The 16,232-nt window shown below is 64.6% G+C and carries 16 protein-coding genes and 1 pseudogene; 14 read left to right on the forward strand and 3 right to left on the reverse strand.

The window, feature by feature from the left end; translation table 11 throughout:
• Positions 1-8 precede the first annotated feature (8 nt).
• The 4 genes from NLX68_RS22850 to NLX68_RS22865 all read left to right on the forward strand — a co-directional run bounded on the left by NLX68_RS22850 (position 9) and on the right by NLX68_RS22865 (position 2,830).
• The gene (locus NLX68_RS22850) at positions 9-473 is read left to right on the forward strand and encodes a sterol desaturase family protein (RefSeq protein WP_254285921.1); all 465 of its coding nucleotides are present in this window, start codon (positions 9-11) and stop codon (positions 471-473) included.
• A 138-nt stretch (positions 474-611) separates the two neighbouring features.
• The gene (locus NLX68_RS22855) at positions 612-1,088 is read left to right on the forward strand and encodes a RidA family protein (protein ID WP_254285922.1); all 477 of its coding nucleotides are present in this window, start codon (positions 612-614) and stop codon (positions 1,086-1,088) included.
• Complete coding sequence (locus NLX68_RS22860) at positions 1,085-2,002, forward strand: pyridoxal-phosphate dependent enzyme (protein ID WP_254285923.1); 918 nt, start codon at positions 1,085-1,087, stop codon at positions 2,000-2,002. Before NLX68_RS22855 ends, NLX68_RS22860 begins: the two co-directional genes overlap by 4 nt.
• Entirely contained in the window at positions 2,003-2,830 is an 828-nt protein-coding gene (locus tag NLX68_RS22865; RefSeq protein ID WP_254285924.1) for an AraC family transcriptional regulator, read from the forward strand. It abuts the gene before it with no gap.
• A 9-nt stretch (positions 2,831-2,839) separates the two neighbouring features.
• On the opposite strand, the gene NLX68_RS22870 is transcribed toward NLX68_RS22865, so the two are convergent.
• Entirely contained in the window at positions 2,840-3,751 is a 912-nt protein-coding gene (locus tag NLX68_RS22870; RefSeq protein ID WP_254285925.1) for a bile acid:sodium symporter family protein, read from the reverse strand.
• 126 nt (positions 3,752-3,877) lie between these two features.
• Between NLX68_RS22870 and NLX68_RS22875 the strand changes: the two genes are divergently transcribed.
• From NLX68_RS22875 to NLX68_RS22885, 3 genes are all read left to right on the forward strand, one after another.
• On the forward strand, positions 3,878-4,759 hold the full coding sequence (locus NLX68_RS22875) for a Dyp-type peroxidase (RefSeq protein ID WP_254285926.1): 882 nt from the start codon (positions 3,878-3,880) through the stop codon (positions 4,757-4,759).
• Between the two features lie 25 nt (positions 4,760-4,784).
• Complete coding sequence (locus NLX68_RS22880) at positions 4,785-5,534, forward strand: carbon-nitrogen hydrolase family protein (RefSeq protein ID WP_254285927.1); 750 nt, start codon at positions 4,785-4,787, stop codon at positions 5,532-5,534.
• A gap of 183 nt (positions 5,535-5,717) precedes the next feature.
• Positions 5,718-7,619, forward strand: a complete 1,902-nt coding sequence (locus NLX68_RS22885) for a potassium transporter Kup (protein ID WP_254285928.1) — start codon at positions 5,718-5,720, stop codon at positions 7,617-7,619.
• An 8-nt stretch (positions 7,620-7,627) separates the two neighbouring features.
• On the opposite strand, the pseudogene NLX68_RS22890 reads toward NLX68_RS22885, so the two are convergent.
• A pseudogene (locus tag NLX68_RS22890) lies at positions 7,628-8,278 on the reverse strand (MFS transporter); the annotation flags it as partial.
• On the opposite strand from NLX68_RS22890, the gene NLX68_RS22895 reads away from it, so the two are divergent.
• The gene (locus tag NLX68_RS22895; RefSeq protein WP_254285959.1) at positions 8,252-8,437 is read left to right on the forward strand and encodes a hypothetical protein; all 186 of its coding nucleotides are present in this window, start codon (positions 8,252-8,254) and stop codon (positions 8,435-8,437) included. The pseudogene NLX68_RS22890 and the gene NLX68_RS22895 sit on opposite strands and share 27 nt — an antisense overlap.
• Positions 8,438-8,498: 61 nt before the next feature.
• Here the strand turns inward: NLX68_RS22895 and NLX68_RS22900 are convergent, their stop codons facing one another.
• Complete coding sequence (locus tag NLX68_RS22900) at positions 8,499-10,265, reverse strand: GMC oxidoreductase (RefSeq protein WP_254285929.1); 1,767 nt, start codon at positions 10,263-10,265, stop codon at positions 8,499-8,501.
• 234 nt (positions 10,266-10,499) lie between these two features.
• Between NLX68_RS22900 and NLX68_RS22905 the strand changes: the two genes are divergently transcribed.
• The 6 genes from NLX68_RS22905 to NLX68_RS22930 all read left to right on the forward strand — a co-directional run bounded on the left by NLX68_RS22905 (position 10,500) and on the right by NLX68_RS22930 (position 16,207).
• Entirely contained in the window at positions 10,500-11,261 is a 762-nt protein-coding gene (locus NLX68_RS22905) for an efflux RND transporter periplasmic adaptor subunit (RefSeq protein WP_254285930.1), read from the forward strand.
• Positions 11,258-12,577, forward strand: a complete 1,320-nt coding sequence (locus NLX68_RS22910) for an efflux RND transporter periplasmic adaptor subunit (protein WP_254285931.1) — start codon at positions 11,258-11,260, stop codon at positions 12,575-12,577. The genes NLX68_RS22905 and NLX68_RS22910 overlap by 4 nt, the downstream gene beginning before the upstream one ends.
• Entirely contained in the window at positions 12,574-14,673 is a 2,100-nt protein-coding gene (locus tag NLX68_RS22915) for a site-2 protease family protein (protein ID WP_254285932.1), read from the forward strand. Before NLX68_RS22910 ends, NLX68_RS22915 begins: the two co-directional genes overlap by 4 nt.
• Positions 14,674-14,787: 114 nt before the next feature.
• Positions 14,788-15,288, forward strand: coding sequence for a GNAT family N-acetyltransferase (locus tag NLX68_RS22920; protein ID WP_254285933.1), 501 nt, complete (start codon positions 14,788-14,790; stop codon positions 15,286-15,288).
• Entirely contained in the window at positions 15,285-15,629 is a 345-nt protein-coding gene (locus tag NLX68_RS22925; protein ID WP_254285934.1) for a hypothetical protein, read from the forward strand. Before NLX68_RS22920 ends, NLX68_RS22925 begins: the two co-directional genes overlap by 4 nt.
• A 38-nt stretch (positions 15,630-15,667) precedes the next feature.
• Positions 15,668-16,207 (forward strand): phage tail protein, encoded by a 540-nt coding sequence (locus NLX68_RS22930; protein ID WP_254285935.1) that lies wholly within the window; start codon positions 15,668-15,670, stop codon positions 16,205-16,207.
• Positions 16,208-16,232 lie beyond the last annotated feature (25 nt).

A 16,232-nucleotide genomic window follows, 5' to 3' on the forward strand; every position in this document is an offset into this window, starting at 1 on the left:
TCGAGCGCATGATCCTCAACCTTGTTGTATTTCTCTGCACCCTGACGGCCATGGAGGGCATCGGCTATCTGGCGCATCGCTACATCATGCATGGCTGGGGCTGGTTCCTGCATCGCTCGCACCATGAGCCGCACCTGGGGGCGCTGGAAACCAACGATGTCTACCTCCTGGCCTTGGCCCTGATCGCCTTTGCCCTGGTCGCGCTGGGCCGGGCCGGGCATGCGCCGCTGCAGTGGGTGGGGGCGGGGGTGGCGGCGTTCGGGGTGATCTATGTGATCGTCCATGACGGCATCGTTCACCGGCACTGGCCGTTCCGGCCACGGCCGCGCAACCGCTACCTCAAGCGCCTGTACCGCGCGCATATGCTGCATCATGCGTTGAAGGGGCGGGATAACAACGTGTCGTTCGGTTTCTTGTATGCGCCGCCGCTGCGCAAATTGAAGCAGCAACTGCGGGCGCGGCAGCGCGGCTGAGATTTTCGCCGGCAAGGCCGGCTCCCACAGGGGATCTGTGCACGCCGGACCTGCCAGCGATCGAGCGCAATTTCATACAAGATTTCAATATCCCTCTGGCAGTAGGCTGGCGTGGTTCCCACCTCAAGGCCACCTGCCATGTCCGTATCCCCTCATCAGCGCCTGGAACAACTGGGCATCATCCTCACGCCGCCCAGCCCGCCGGCCGCCGCCTATCTGCCGTGGGTGCAAAGTGGCAACCTGCTGTTCATCTCCGGTCATATCGCCAAACACAACGGCGCCCCCTGGGTTGGCCAGCTCGGCCGTGAACTGGACACCGCCACCGGGCAACACGCCGCGCGCAGGGTTGGCCTTGACCTGCTCGCGACCTTGTTCGCCGCAACCGGCGACTTGAACCGCGTGGCCAAAGTGGTCAAGCTGCTATGCCTGGTCAACAGCAGCAGTGACTACACCCAGCAGCATCTGGTCGCCGATGGCTGCTCTGAATTGTTCGAAGAAGTTTTCGGCGAGCGCGGCAAGCATGCCCGCAGCGCTTTCGGGGCCAGCCAGATTCCGCTGGGCGCCTGTGTCGAAATAGAACTGATCGTTGAATTGACCAGTGGAGAAACCTTATGAGCCTGCACATCGAAACCCCGCTGGTGGCCTCACGCCCGTTGAGCCTGGCCAGTGGCCTGGACATCTGGCTGAAGCTCGATGCGCTGCAGCCGTCCGGCTCGTTCAAATTGCGTGGCATTGGTGCCGCCTGTGAAGCCTATGCCAAGCAGGGCAAGCGCCGCTTCGTATCGTCGTCGGGCGGCAATGCCGGCATCGCCGTGGCCGTTGCCGGGCGCATTCTGGGCCTGCCGGTGACGGTGGTGGTGCCAGAGACCACCACCGAGCGGGCCAAGCAACTGATTCGCCAGGAACAGGCCGAGGTGATCGTGCACGGCAAGGCCTGGCACGAGGCCAATGCCCTGGCGCTGTCGCTGATGGGCGAGGATGACGCCTATATCCATCCCTTCGATGACCCGCTGCTGTGGCAGGGCCATGCGACCATGATCGACGAAGTCGCCGCCACCGGTTTCAAGCCTGATGCCGTGGTGGTCGCAGTCGGTGGCGGTGGCTTGCTGTCCGGCGTCTGTGAAGGCTTGGCGCGCAACGGCTGGGGCCAGGTGCCGGTGTTTGCCGTCGAGACCGCCGGCGCCGCCTCGCTGGCAGCCTGCATGGCGCGCAAGCAACTGGTGGCGCTCGATAGTGTCAATACCGTTGCGACCTCGCTGGCGGCCAAACAGGTATGCCAGCGGGCGTTCGAGTGGAGCCAGCAGCGGCCGGTGTACAGCCATGTGGTCAGTGATCAGGCGGCGCTGGAAGCCTGCGAGCAGTTCCTGCTGGACCAACGCATCCTGGTCGAGCCCGCCTGCGGTGCCGCCCTGGCCCTGGCTTATGCGCCAACGGCAGAACTCAAACAGCACCAGAAAGTGCTGGTGATCGTCTGTGGTGGCGTGACCGCGACCCTCGACCAGATCCGCCAATGGCGGGCGGCCTGCTAGTTGGATAGCGTCGTCCACCAGGCCCCCGGGCATCCAGGCGTGCGCCTGATCGATGCGCGCTACCAGCAATTTGCCTTTCCCCGGCATTTTCACCTGGAGTACCACATCGGCCTGATCGTCACCGGCCAGCAGCGTTACGCCGCCGGTGGCACACGGCAGCTGGCCGGGGCCGGGGACATCCTGCTGATGGCGCCGGAGCATGTGCACGATGGCGCCAGTGCCGATGACCAAGGTTACAGTATCCGCATCCTGACCCTGGACCCTGCCTGGCTGGCCGAGGTCAGCCGTGACCTGAGCGACGGCCGCCAGGGCCTGCCCAGCCTCAATGCCTTGCAGCTGCGCCACCCGCAACTGCAGCAGCTGCTCGACGGCCTGCACCGGCAACGCGACCCGCTGGCGTTCCAGAGCCAGCTATGGGAGGCCCTGGCACTGTTGCTCGGGCTGGGGTCGACGCTCAAGGTCGGCGAACACGGCCAGGGTTTCGATCCGCTGCGTTGGCGGCAACTGCGTGAATGGCTGGAGTCGCGCCTGGACCTGCCGCCAAGCCTGGAAGAGATGGCCGCCTTCGCCGGCCTCAGCCCCTGGCAGTTGCTGCGCCGCTTTCGCAACCATTGCGGCCTGCCGCCGCAGCAATGGCTGACCCAGCTGCGCCTGGAACGGGCCCTGCCCAGGGTGCTGGCCGGTCAGCCGTTGAGCACCATTGCCCTGGATCTTGGTTTCTACGACCAGGCCCATTTCAGCCGGCTGTTCCGCCGCACCTATGGTGCGCCGCCGCGCGGCCTGGCGCAGGGCAAAGGCGTCGGCAGGCTGGCGCGCGCTGAAGGGTAGGCTTTGCGGTCAATCGCGAGTCAAGTCGGGGCGCTGCTGCGCCGCTCCTGCCGTCAGGGGCTCATGCCCGCGGCTCACCCACCAGCCAAACCCCGACGCGGTAAAGAACATGATCAGGCTGTAAATGGCTGCCGGGATGGCCATGGTCGAGTTGTTCAGCAGGGTAGGGCTCAAGGCCAGGGCAATGGCCAGGGTGCCATTGTGGATGCCGATCTCCATGCCGATGGCAATCGCCTGACGTTTGGGGATTTTCAGCAGGCGCGGCAGCCAGTAGCCGATGCCCAGGCTCAGCAGGTTGAACAATAAAGCCGCGCCACCCACCAGCGGCGCATACTCCACCACCGTCTGCCAATCCTTGATCAATGCCAGGACCACGGTAAACAGCAGAAACAGCGCGGCGATGATCTTCATCGGCCGCTCCATGCGCGCTGCAAAGCCCGGCGCCAGATGGCGAATCAGCATGCCCAGGGCCACCGGCACCAGGACGATGGCAAATACCTGCAGCACCTTGGCAAACTGCAGCGGGATGGCCTGGTCGGCGGCCATGAAGTGCGCCAGCGACAGGTTGACCAGCAGCGGCATGGTCAGGATCGCGATCAGCGAGTTGACCGCCGTCAGGGTCACGTTCAAGGCCACATCACCATGGGCCAGGTGGCTGAACAGGTTGGCAGTGGTGCCGCCCGGCGAGGCCGCCAGGAGCATCAGGCCGACCGCAAGCGCAGGCGCCAGGCCAAAGCCCTTGGCGATCAGAAAGCAGATAAACGGCAGCAGCAGGATCTGGCAGGCCAGGCCGATCAGCACCGGCCTTGGGAACTTCACCACCCGGGCAAAATCGGCCAGGGTCAGGGTCAGCCCCAGGCCGAGCATGATGAAACCCAGGGCAATGGGCAGGAAGGCACTGAGCAAGGGCGATGCAGTCATGGCACGGACTCGTAGAAAAGGCGATGTCCGCCAGTGTAGGCAAGGATTTCACTATCCATTACAGATCTTGCGGTTTATGCCTGGCAAACAGTAGCATCCCGCTTTTGCCCCAGGACCCGATTCCCGATGCAGTTTCAGCCAGGTATTCTCGCCGCCCCCGTTCCCGCTCAGGCCCGCCACCTGTTCTTCACCTTGCATTCGCCAGCCGCGCTGCCAGGTGTGCTCGATGCATTGCAGCAACAGGTCGATGGCAGCCGCGTGGTAGCCGGGTTCGGCGCACCGTTGGTGCAGGCGCTGGGTCGCAGCATCGACGGTCTGCGCGAGTTCCCGCAACTGACCGCGGCGGTCGACAATCCCTGCACCCAGCACCACCTGTGGCTGTGGCTGCGCGGTGAAGACCGCGGCGACCTGTGGCTGCTCAGCCAGGACCTGGAACAACTGCTGGCTCCGGCGTTCACCTTGGTCGACGCCACCGATGCCTTCCGCCACAAGAGCGGCCATGACCTGACCGGCTATGAAGATGGCACCGAGAACCCGGTGCAAGACGCCGCCATCGATGCCGCCATCCGCTCCAGCGACGTGCCGGGCCTGAACGGCTCAAGCTTTGCCGCCTTCCAGCTGTGGCGCCATGACCTGAATTGTTTCAAGGCATTGCCGCAAGCCGAGCAGGACGACATCATCGGCCGCCGCAAGGCCGACAACGAAGAACTCGACGATGCGCCACAGTCGGCTCACGTCAAGCGCACCGCCCAGGAGAGCTTTGCCCCTGAGGCCTTTATCGTCCGTCGTTCGATGCCCTGGGCCGACGATCGTGGCGCGGGCCTGGCCTTCCTCGCCTTCGGCCACTCCTTCGATGCCTTCGAGGTGCAGCTGCGACGCATGAGCGGCCTGGAAGACGGTGTGGTCGACGCCCTGTACCGCTTCAGCCGGCCGCTCACCGGCGGCTACTACTGGTGCCCGCCACTGGGCGAGCATGGCCTGGACTTGAGTGCTTTGCTCACGGGTTGAACACCCCCTCCTTAAGGATGAAAGCATGACAATGACTGTCGCTTGCGCTCAAACCGTTGCCATTGCCCGGGACATTACGGGCAATGTGCAGCGTCATCTGCAGATGATGCAGTTGGCCGCCGAACAGGGCGTGCAGTTTCTGTTGTTCCCGGAACTGTCGCTGACCGGCTATGAGCTCGATGCCGCGCCTGACCTGGCCCTGGGCTCGGACGATCCGCGCCTGGACCCGTTGCGCGAACTTGCCCGTAAACAGGCGATGTACAGCGTGGTCGGTGCACCGGTGCGCGTGCCCGGCAGTGGTCAGGTGTTGCTGGCGGCACTGATCTTTCGCCCCGACGGCAGTGTCGGTCTGTACAGCAAGCAGCATCTGCATCCTGGCGAGGACCTGGTGTTCAGCCCCGGCAGCGGTGGTGATCTGCTGCCACTGGGGGGCCAACGGCTGGCCCTGGCCATCTGCGCCGATGCCATGCAGCCCGGCCACCCGGCTCATGCTGCCAGGCTCGGTGCGGATGTCTATGCAGCGGGGATGCTGATTTCCCACAGGGGCATCGTTGCCGAGAGCCAGCAGATGGCCGGTTATGCCGTCGAACACCAGATGATGGTGATGCTTGCCAACCATGGCGGCGAGACGGGTGGCTGGCAAGCGGCGGGGCAGAGTGCGATCTGGGCCAGGGATGGCGCACTGATCTGCAAGGCGGATGGGGCAGGGGAGTGCCTGGTGGTTGCTCGGCAGGACGGTGCCGGCGCGTGGGAAGGGACTGTGATCGGGCAGTAGATCGATCGCGGGTCAAGCCCGCTCCCACAGATCCGGTGGGAGCGGCGGTGCGACGACTCGACTTGCCCCGCGATGTGGCCAGTCCAGCCAGCCGACAAATGTAAAAAAATTTTACGGACTTTTTACGAAGGCGCGTTACGCAGAAAGAGATACTGCCCTGGCATTTCTTCGAGACGTCTGACCGTGAGCCAAGCCGCAACCTCCGCAAACGCCCATTCCCCCGTAAAAACTTCGTCACTGAGCCTGTTGATCGCCGCCGCCGGCGTGGTCTATGGCGATATCGGCACCAGCCCGCTGTACACCCTCAAGGAGGTCTTTGCCGGCCATTATGGCGTGCAGGCCAACCATGACGGGGTGCTCGGCATCCTCTCGCTGGTGTTCTGGTCGCTGATCTGGGTTGTCACCATCAAGTACGTGCTGTTTGTGCTGCGCGCCGATAACCAGGGCGAAGGCGGCATCATGGCCCTGACGGCCCTGGCCCGGCGTGCGGCGGCGCCGTATCCACGGCTGAGCAGGGTGCTGGTGCTGCTCGGGCTGTTCGGTGCTGCGCTGTTCTACGGCGACAGCATGATCACCCCGGCGATTTCGGTGCTGTCGGCGGTAGAGGGGCTGCAACTGGCCTTTGACGGCATCGACCATTGGGTCGTGCCCCTGGCGGTGGTGGTGCTGGTGGCACTGTTTCTGATCCAGAAGCATGGCACCGCACGCATCGGTATCATTTTCGGCCCGGTCATGGTCCTGTGGTTCAGCGTGCTCGGTGCACTGGGTATCTATGGCATCGTCCAGCGCCCGGAAGTGCTGCTGGCGATGAACCCGGCCTGGGCGGTGAACTTCTTTATCGTGCACCCGGGCATCGGCGTGGCGATTCTTGGTGCGGTGGTGCTGGCCCTGACCGGCGCCGAGGCGCTGTATGCCGACATGGGCCATTTTGGCCGCAAGCCCATCGCCCGCGCCTGGATCCTGCTGGTGCTGCCGGGCCTGGTGCTCAATTATTTCGGCCAGGGCGCGCTGATCCTCGGCAACCCCGAGGCGGTACGCAACCCGTTCTACCTGCTGGCTCCGGACTGGGCGCTGCTGCCGATGATCGCCCTGGCCACCCTGGCGACCATCATTGCTTCCCAGGCGGTGATCTCCGGTGCGTTCTCGCTTACCCGCCAGGCCATTCAACTGGGTTATGTGCCGCGCATGTTTATCCAGCACACCTCCAGCCAGGAACAGGGGCAGATCTACATCGGCACGGTGAACTGGGCGCTTATGGTCGGTGTGGTGCTGCTGGTGATCGGCTTCGAGTCGTCCGGCGCACTGGCGGCAGCCTACGGCGTGGCAGTGACCGGCACCATGCTGATCACCACCTTGCTGGCCTCGGCCGTGGTCTTGCTGCTGTGGAAGACCCCGCGCTGGCTGGCGGTGCCGTTGCTGCTGGGCTTTTTGCTGGTCGACAGCCTGTACTTTGCCGCCAACGCGCCGAAGATCTTCCAGGGTGGTGCCTTCCCGGTGATCGCCGGCATTGTCTTGTTCATCCTCATGACCACCTGGAAACGCGGGCGCAAGATCATCGTCGAGCGCCTCGACGAGTCGGCCTTGCCGCTGCCGCTGTTCATCAGCAGCCTGGCCGCGCAGCCGCCGCACCGGGTGCAGGGCACCGCCGTGTTCCTTACCGCCCGCGCCGACGCCGTGCCCCATGCATTGCTGCACAACCTCTTGCACAACCAGGTGCTGCATGAACGGGTGGTACTGCTGACGGTGGTCTCCCAGGACCGCCCGCGGGTGCCAGCGGCGCAACGCTTTGAAGTGCAGGGCTTTGGTGAGGGCTTTTACCGGGTCAACCTCAACTTCGGCTTTATCGAAGAGCCGGACGTACCCGCCGCGCTGCAGCTGTGCCACCTCGATGAGTTGGACTTCAGCCCGATGGCGACTACTTACTTCCTCAGCCGCGAAACCGTGATCCCGACCAAGCGCATCGGCATGGCACGCTGGCGCGAGGCGCTGTTTGCGTTCCTGCTCAAGAACGCCAACAGCAACCTCAAGTACTTCAACCTGCCGCTTAACCGGGTGATCGAACTGGGCACGCAGGTCGAGATGTAACCCAGGCGCTACGCCGCGGCCGGTGCGGCAACCGGGGCGGCGTTGCGCACCAGTCGTTGCAGGCGACTGGCGACGGCAATACCGATCAGTGCCAGCAGCATCATGGCGATGAACACATAGTTGTAGCCTTGCTGGCCCGGGAAGTGGTCAAGGATTGCGGCGTAGCCGACATAGGCGAACATCCCCGGCGCATAGCCGATCAGGCAACCGATGCCGAAAGCGGAACCTGTAATGTGCGGGGCGATGCCGACTTCGCCCATCGGTGCCCAGAACACCCCGCGCATGGAAAACACGATAAAGGCGAACGACAGCGTCGCGGCCATGCTGGCATAGATGAAACCCGGGCTCTTGGGGACCAGGAGGATGATTGCCATCATCGGCAGCAGTGCCAGGAACGCCCATTTCAGGTAGCGGCTGGGGCTCTTGAAGTGTTTGTCGGCGATAAAACCGCCCGCCGGCTCGCCGAAGATCTTCAGCATGTACTGGTTGATGATGCCGTAGGCACCGACCAGCGCCAGCGGCAGGCCATAGACTTCCTTCAGGTATGGGATGAAATAGGTCAGGCCGCAGTAGACGATGTAAACCATGAACACGTTGAAGCTGACCAGCCAGATAGCCGGGACCTTGATGGCTTGCATGAGGTTGGCCAGCGGGTTCTTGCCGGTGGTCTGGGCTGGCACCTGCAGCCCTTTGTCGACAGCGGCCGCCTGAATAAATGGGCGATCCCGCAGCTGGTGCGCTTTGTCAGCGAGATTCCGAAAACCAGCGTCGGCAAGATCAACAAGAAGCTGATTCGCGAACGTCACTGCAGCGTCTGAAAGACGGCGTTGAGGGGGAAGGCTCTGTAGGAGTTGTCGGCTCCTACAGATCAGGCTTCGGTCAGACTTCGGTCAGGTCCGAGGTTAGCGGGGGGACGGCATTGATGCAGTGCAGTTGCTGGTCAGCCAGGTCCTGGGCCAGGGCCACCATGGTCATGGTCGGGTTCCACGAACCGCTGGCCGGCCACAGCGCGCCGCCGGTGACGTAGACGTTTTCCACACCATGGGGGCGGTAATCCAGGCCAACGACGCCTTCGTCCTTGTCGCCAATCCACAGTGTCGAGCCTTCGTGCACCAGCCCGGCCACCCGGCGCTCGGGAATGCTTGGCCGCTCGCTGGTCCAATGGCCCAGGTTCGGGTCGCCATGCCAGTATTCGACCTTGCCCTCGGGGGCAAACACCCGTTCCATCATCTGGAAGGTCCCTTGATCCATGGTGTCCCAGGTTTGCCGGTCGGTTTCGCTGGCCAGTACCTGCAGGTTGACGTTGGTGGTCGGGTCGGCCTGGCCGTTGAGGTGGAAGTGGTTTTCCGGGTTGCGGAAGTCGATCTCGCCGAGCACGGCGCAAACGAACACCAGGTAATCCTTCGACGATTCCAGTTGCGCCATGGATGCGGTGGCCACCACGTCAGGCATGTAGCGCGCGGCTTTCTGCGCGTTCTTTGCAGGCTCGCGATCAGACAGCACCGACAGCTGCACGTGGTACTGCATGCCGTTGTCCTTATTCTTGCCGGCCAGGTAGATCGCCGCCAGCTCCAGCTCGGCCAGCTTGGCGGCGAACGGGTAGTCCTTGCGCGGTACCCGCGCCACCACCGAGGTGATGAAGTGCGCGGTAAAGCGATCGCCGGCACGCTTGACCTGCGGGAACGAGTTCATCAGCAAGGTCGCCGGCGGCAGGGTGCCCATGGCCAGGATCAGCTTGGCATTGCCGATGTTGATCACCCCGCGCGAGGTTTGCAGCGCAGTGGCTACGCCATCCTGCTGGTGGATACGCTCGACAACGCACTCGGTAATGATGCGCAGCGGGCTGCCGCTGCCGGCGGCGGCAAGGTCGGCCTGTTTGCCCGCCAGTTCCATGATCGAGGCCGGGGTCGAAAACTTGGCGAAGTCAACGCCGCCAGCACGATCGGCAGCGGCGGCGAGTGGCGCCGGTAGCCAGCGCGTGGCCGAGTCGATCTTGCCGATGTTGTGCTCGAGCATTTTCTGCAACTCAAGCTGCAGGGTGCCGTAGACCGGGCGCTGCTCGGTAACATGGGCGCACACTTGCGGGTCGAGCTGGGTGTCGATTTTGTCGGCCGGGATCACGTTGAGCAGCTTCTCGGCCGACTCGAAGCGGGCCTCGGCGGCAGCGATGGTCTGCTCGGGCCAGAAGGCCATTTCATCTTTGGTCGGCCGTGGGCACCAGGCGCTCCACATGATGCTGCGCCCGCCAAAGAACGGCACCATGCCGTGCTGCCAGCCGATGTTGCCCGGTGGCTGGCTGGCGGTGCGGGCCGAGAGGGTCCAGGGGAAGGTTTCGGAAAAGCCACCGAGGGTTTTCTGGTAGGGGATCGGCAGGTTCTGGAAGTGCTCGGGGAGGAAGAACGGCCCGCGTTCGACCATCAGGATCCGCGCCTTGGGGTTGCTGCTCAGGATACGCTCGGCGAAGGCCAGGGAGCAGAAGCCGGTACCGATAATGATGAAGTCGAAATGCTCCTCTTCGCGGACCTGTTTCCAGGCGGACTCGGAGAGGAAGAACACATGGTCCAGCACCTTCTGTGCGTTGGGTGTTTGTGGACCGGGGGTGGGGTAGCCATGACCGAAATTGGTCGAACTGCTGACTGCGCTCATTGTTGCCTCCAATCATTGTTGGCAGAGGGTCTATCGTCCTTGTACCGCGGTTGCAGCCCGCGAACGCGGGGATGCGGTGATGCGCTGCTAACGCTAGCAGAGCAAAGTGGCATTTCAAGATCACTTGGTCGGGGTGGGAAGGGGCATGCAGTCCAGCCGGACGAACTGGCATCCGACTTTCGGATGGCCGAAAAGATTGATAGCATCCGGCCATAACCGCAAGGATGCAGCAACATGAAGCGATCAGCGTGGTGGATGGTGCTGGTGATGGCCAGCGGATGGGCTCAGGCCGCGACGGACCCTGACCCGTTGCTCGAAGGTGCTACCTCCACCGCCAGTGAGGTCCGTGGCGTGCTGCGGGCGCGCTCCCAGGCGCTGTTGGCCAGTGAACTGGCCGGGCGGGTGGTGGAGATACCCTATGCCGAAGGCCAGTCGTTCACCAAGGGCGATGTGCTGGTGCGCTTTGACTGCAGCGCCTACCAGGCGCAACAGAGTGCGGCCAATGCAGCGGTACGTGCCGCCCGTGAAGAGCTGCGCAACAAGCAGCAGCTGGCTGCGCTCAATTCCGTCGGGCGTTTCGAGGTCACCCTGGCCGAGGCCCGTCAGGCCCAGGCCCAGGCTGAAGCGCAGGTGTACCAGGTGCACGTTCAGCGTTGCCAGGTCAAGGCACCTTTCGATGGCCAGGTGGTCGCACGCAAGGTCCAGGCCCACGAAAGTGTCGCCAGTGGCGCGCCACTGCTGGATATCGTCGACAATCGCTCCCTGGAAATCCACCTGTTGGTGCCCTCGCGCTGGCTGGGGCGGCTCAAGCCGGAGCAGAGGTTCAGCTTTACCCCCGACGAAACCGGCAAACCCCTGGAGGCCTCGGTCAAGCGCCTTGGCGCGCGTATTGACGAAGGCAGCCAGACCCTGTTGTTGATCGGCACGCTGCCGGCCAACAGCCCGGGGCTGCTGGCGGGAATGAGCGGTACCGCGCATTTCGCCGAGCAGCCATGAACGCCCCGGCCCCGGGTGTGCTCGAACAATTGCTGGCCCATTACCTGGGCCTGGAGCGCCAGGCCCGGGCCGCTACCACCGTCGAGGCCCTGGCGTTCGCCATGGTCAACGATGGCCAGGCGCTGTTCGGCTACCGCCATGCCGTGCTGCTGATCGCCAACAAGGTCCGGGCGCTTACCGGCATTAGTGTGATCGAGCCCAATGCGCCGTTCGTGGCGTTCATCGAGCGGGCGGTCGGGTGCCTGGAGAACGCCAAGCAGCTGGCTGTGGCTGCGCCGGTGCTCGCACCGGCGCTGGATGCGGCCAGCCGCGAGGACTGGCAGGCACTGTCGGCGGCCGAAGCGTTCTGGCTACCGCTCAAGGACCGTCAAGGCGAGGTGTTCGGTGGCCTCTGGCTGGCCCGCGACACGCCCTGGAGCGAGGCCGAACAAGCCCTGCTGGTGCAGTTGGGAGATTGCTACAGCCATGCCTGGCAGGCCTTGCAGCCTGGCAAGCCGTGGCGCCTGCGCTGGCCGCTACGGACCCGTTGGGCGCTTGCCAGCATCGTGCTGCTGTTGCTGTTCGTGCCTGTGCGCCAGTCGGTGCTGGCTCCGGCCGAAGTCGTGCCGCGCAACGGCCAGGTGGTGGCGGCGCCACTGGATGGGGTGATTGCCGAGTTCCTGGTCAAACCCAACCAGCGAGTGGCCGTCGGCCAGCTGTTGCTGCGCTTTGACGCCACCAGCCTCAAGGCGCAAGCGGATGTGGCCGAACGCACCCTCGGCGTCGCCGAGGCCGAACTCAAGGCCAATACCCAGCGGGCCTTCTCCGATGCCGAGTCCGGTGCCCGGCTTGATCTGCTGGCGGCGCGGGTCGAGCAGAAACGTGCGGAACGCGACTATGCCCGCGACCTGCTGGCGCGCACCGAAGTGCGTGCCGAGCGGGCTGGCATTGCGGTATTCGCCGATGCCCAGCGCTGGACCGGCAAGCCGGTACAAACCGGCGAGCGCCTGCTGGACATCGCCGACCCGACCCAGGCCGAGTTACGTATTGAACTGCCCGTGGCTGATGCCATCAGCCTCGAGCCGGGCGCCGAGGTAGCCCTGTTTCTCGATAGCGATCCGTTGCACCGCCATAGCGCACACCTGCAACGAGCCGCTTATCAGGCCCAGAGCACACCGGCCGGGCAGTTGGCTTATCGGCTGGACGCAAGCTTCAGCGATGCGCCACCGCGTATCGGCCTGCGCGGCACGGCCAAACTCTTCGGCCAGCGCGCCCCGCTGGCCTTGTACCTGTTGCGCCGGCCGTTGGCGGCGCTGCGTCAGGCGGTGGGGGTTTGAGCCTGCCCGCCCTGCGCCAGGACCTGCAGCTCTCGGCCAGTGCGCCGGGGCTGGACGGGGCGCCGCAGTGGACCTTGGCCGACCCGTTGCGCGGGCGCTACTTCAAACTGGGCGCACCGGCCATGCGCCTGTTGCGGCACTGGGCGCTGGGCGATCCGCGGCGGGTGCTGGCAGCCGCCAATGCCGAACCCGGGGGGCCACTGCCAGCGGCTGCCGTGGAAGAGCTGCTGCGCTTTCTGCGCGGGCACGACCTGGTTGCGCCCGACGACGATGAGCAGCGCGCAGGCTACGCCGCCAAGGCGGCTAGCCAGCGCCAGGGGTTATGGACCCAACTGCTGCACAAGTACCTGTTTTTCCGCATTCCGCTATGGCGCCCGGATGCCTTTCTCAATCGCACCTGGCCGTGGCTGGCGCGTTTCGGGCCCGGGCTCTTGCGTTATGGTCTGCCACTGGTGCTGGTGCTGGGGGTGTTCCTGGTGGTGCGCGACTGGGAGCGCTTTCTCGCAACGTTTCCGCATTTGCTCAGCCTCGGCGGGGTGCTGGCTTTTGCCATTGCCCTGGGTTTCGCCAAGCTGTGTCACGAGTTCGGCCATGCCTACATGGCCAAGCGCGCTGGCTGCCGGGTACCGAGCATGGGGCTGGCGTTCATGGTGCTGTTACCGATGCTCTACACCGATGTCAGCGATGCCTGGCGCGTGCGCGACCGCCGCAGCCGACTGCTGATCGGCGCCGGCGGCGTGCTCGCCGAGCTACTGCTGGCCTGCATCGCCTTGCTGGCCTGGTCGTTGCTGCCGGACGGCGCAGGGCGCACGGCGGCGTTCATGCTCGCCAGCGCGACCTGGCTCACCACCCTGGCGATCAACCTCAACCCGTTGATGCGCTTTGACGGCTACTTCCTGCTCAGCGATCTGTGGGCGGTCGACAACCTCCAGGGGCGTGCCTACGCCCTGTGTCGCTGGCACCTGCGTGAAGCCCTGTTCGGCTACCGCGAGCCGGCGCCCGAACCCTGGTCGGCCGGCATGCGTCGGCGCCTGCTGGTCTGGGGCTATGCCTCGTGGTTATGGCGGGCAGTGCTGTTTTTCGGCATCGCCCTGGCGGTTTATCACCTGTTCTTCAAGGTCCTGGGTATCTTCCTGATGCTGGTGGAGCTGGCCTGGTTCATCGGCTTGCCGATCTGGCGCGAGTGGCGTCACTGGTGGCAGCAGCGCAAGCATGCCCGGCCGCAGCGGGTGCTGTGGCTGGGGCTGGGCCTGCTGGGGTTGCTGGCGCTGTTGCTGGTGCCCTGGCGCAGCGACGTCGAAGTGCCGGCGATGCTTGAGGCATCGCGCAGCAGCGCGTTGCATGCGCCAACTGCGGCGCGTATTCGCCAGGTGCGGGTCCACGACGGCCAGGTGGTGGCCAGGGATGAGCTGTTGCTGGAGCTGGAGTCCCCGGACCTGGACTCGCGCCTGCGCATCATTCGTCGCGAAATCGAGATTCTCCAGCTGCAACTGCGGCGTCAGGCGGGGCGCAGCGAAACCGCCGCCGACAGCGGCATCCTCGAGCAGCGCCTGGCCGAAGCGGTCGCCGAGTACCGCGGCCTGGTGGCCCAGCGCGAACGCCTGAACCTGCGCGCGCCCCATGCTGGCATCGTGCGTGACCTGGTCGGCGACCTCGTTCCGGGCCGCTGGGTCTCAGCGCAGTTGCCGCTGGCTGCCGTGGTGGAGCAGGGCATGCGCCTGCGTGGCTACCTGGCCGAAGCCGACTTATGGCGGGTCCGGCCGGGGACGCTCGGGCACTTTGTCGCGGACGATCCGTTGCGTGCCTCGTTAAAGGTGAGCCTGGGTGATGTCGACGCCACGGGCGTGGCCTATATTGATCAGGAAGCGCTGGTGTCCGAACAGCAAGGGCCAATTGCCGTGCGCCGCGATGAGCAGAAGCGGGCCCAGCCGTTGCAGGCCCAATACGGCGTGCGTTTTAGCCTGGAAGAGGCGGCGCAGGCAGGTATTTCGCACCCTGTTCGTGGGCTTGTGGTGCTTGAAGGCCGCGGCGAATCCCTTCTGGGAGCGGCCTGGCGACGAATGGCCGCACTCGGTGTAAGGGAAAGCGGATTTTGATAGTGCGATTGTCCGACAGTTGGAGTAATCTGCCATCAGTTTAATGTCACGCTGATCAGCCGATCATCCAGCTCCAGGCCACGGCGGTTCCACCAAACAGGGAAGTTTGCGTTCATGATGAAGTTCGCGGTGTCTCTTCGTGGGACCGAAGCTGGCGATCTGGACTTTCTGCGGCTGCTCTATGCCAGCACCCGCACCGAGGAAATGGCCCCCAGTGGCTGGTCCGCGCAGGCCATCGAGGCCTTTCTCGCCCAGCAGTTCCACGCCCAGCACCAATACTACCAGGCACATTTCCCCGACGCCGAGTTCTCCATCATCGAACAAGACGGGCTGGCCTGCGGCCGTCTCTACCTGTTCTGGGGCCAGACCGCGCTCAACCTCATCGATATCGCCCTGTTGCCGCCTTACCGTGGCCAGGGGCTCGGCACCCGCTTGCTCACGGATCTGCTGCAGCGCGCCGATGACCATGGGCTGGCGGTGGAGTTGTCGGTCGAGCCCTACAACCCGGCGCAGCGGCTGTATGCCCGGTTCGGTTTTCAGGTCATCAACACGTCCGGTGTCTACCTGCGCATGCGCCGCCAAGCCCGGGCTTCTGCCAGCAGGATTGCCTCATGAGTGAACAGGTTCTCTATGCCATCCCCAGCCGCAACGAGCTGGCCGAAGCGGCCCCGGATGGCTTCGTCCTCTGGATCGGCGCGGACCAGGCGCTGCCGCTGACCTTGCTGCAGTTGCTCGACGGGACGCCGATGAGCGCCCGCTATGAATGTTTTTCCGTGGTCTTCGCCTTGCCTCCCGCGGTCATCTTGCCCCAGGCGGTTTATCGACTGGGCGGCCCGGCGGGGCAGGAGTGGGTGTTGCTGATGACGCCGGTAATGCCTGAGGCAGACGGGCGCCATACCCTCGAAGCAGTGATCCATCGCGAATGCCAATCGTCGCCGCAGGCGGTCTGCGGCTAGGCCCGTCATTCCAACAACGCAACGTAAGGAAATGCCCGATGAGCGAACCATTTCTCGGTGAAATCAAGATGTTCGGCGGCAATTTCGCGCCTCGCGGATATGCCATCTGCGAGGCCCAGATCCTGCCGATCGCGCAGAACGCGGCCTTGTTCTCGATCCTTGGCACTGCCTTTGGCGGCAACGGCCAGAACACCTTCGGCCTGCCGGACCTGCGTGGGCGCACAGCGGTCGGTACCGGGCAGGGGCCGAGCTTGTCGCAAATCGACCTGGGCGAGGTCGGCGGCGTCGAGAACGTTACCTTGACCTACAACCAACTGCCGAGTCATAGCCATGCGCAGATCGTCTCGACTGTTACGGGTACCAGCGACGTGGGCAGCGAAGCGCTGTACCTGGCGCGTGCAGCCGATACCGGCGGCAACGCCATGAACATCTACGGTTCGGACCTGAGCGGCGCGGTGACCCTGGCACCCAACTCGCTGAGCCTGGCTGGCGGCGGCCAGCCATTCGGCAACCGTAATCCGTATTTGGGCATCACGTACATCATCGCGCTGGAAGGCACCTTCCCGTCGCGTAACTAAATCAGCGCGGTCCGGCGGCGGTCCG

This window comes from Pseudomonas sp. SBB6, assembly GCF_024213215.1.
GTDB classification, from domain to species: Bacteria; Pseudomonadota; Gammaproteobacteria; order Pseudomonadales; family Pseudomonadaceae; genus Aquipseudomonas; species Aquipseudomonas donghuensis.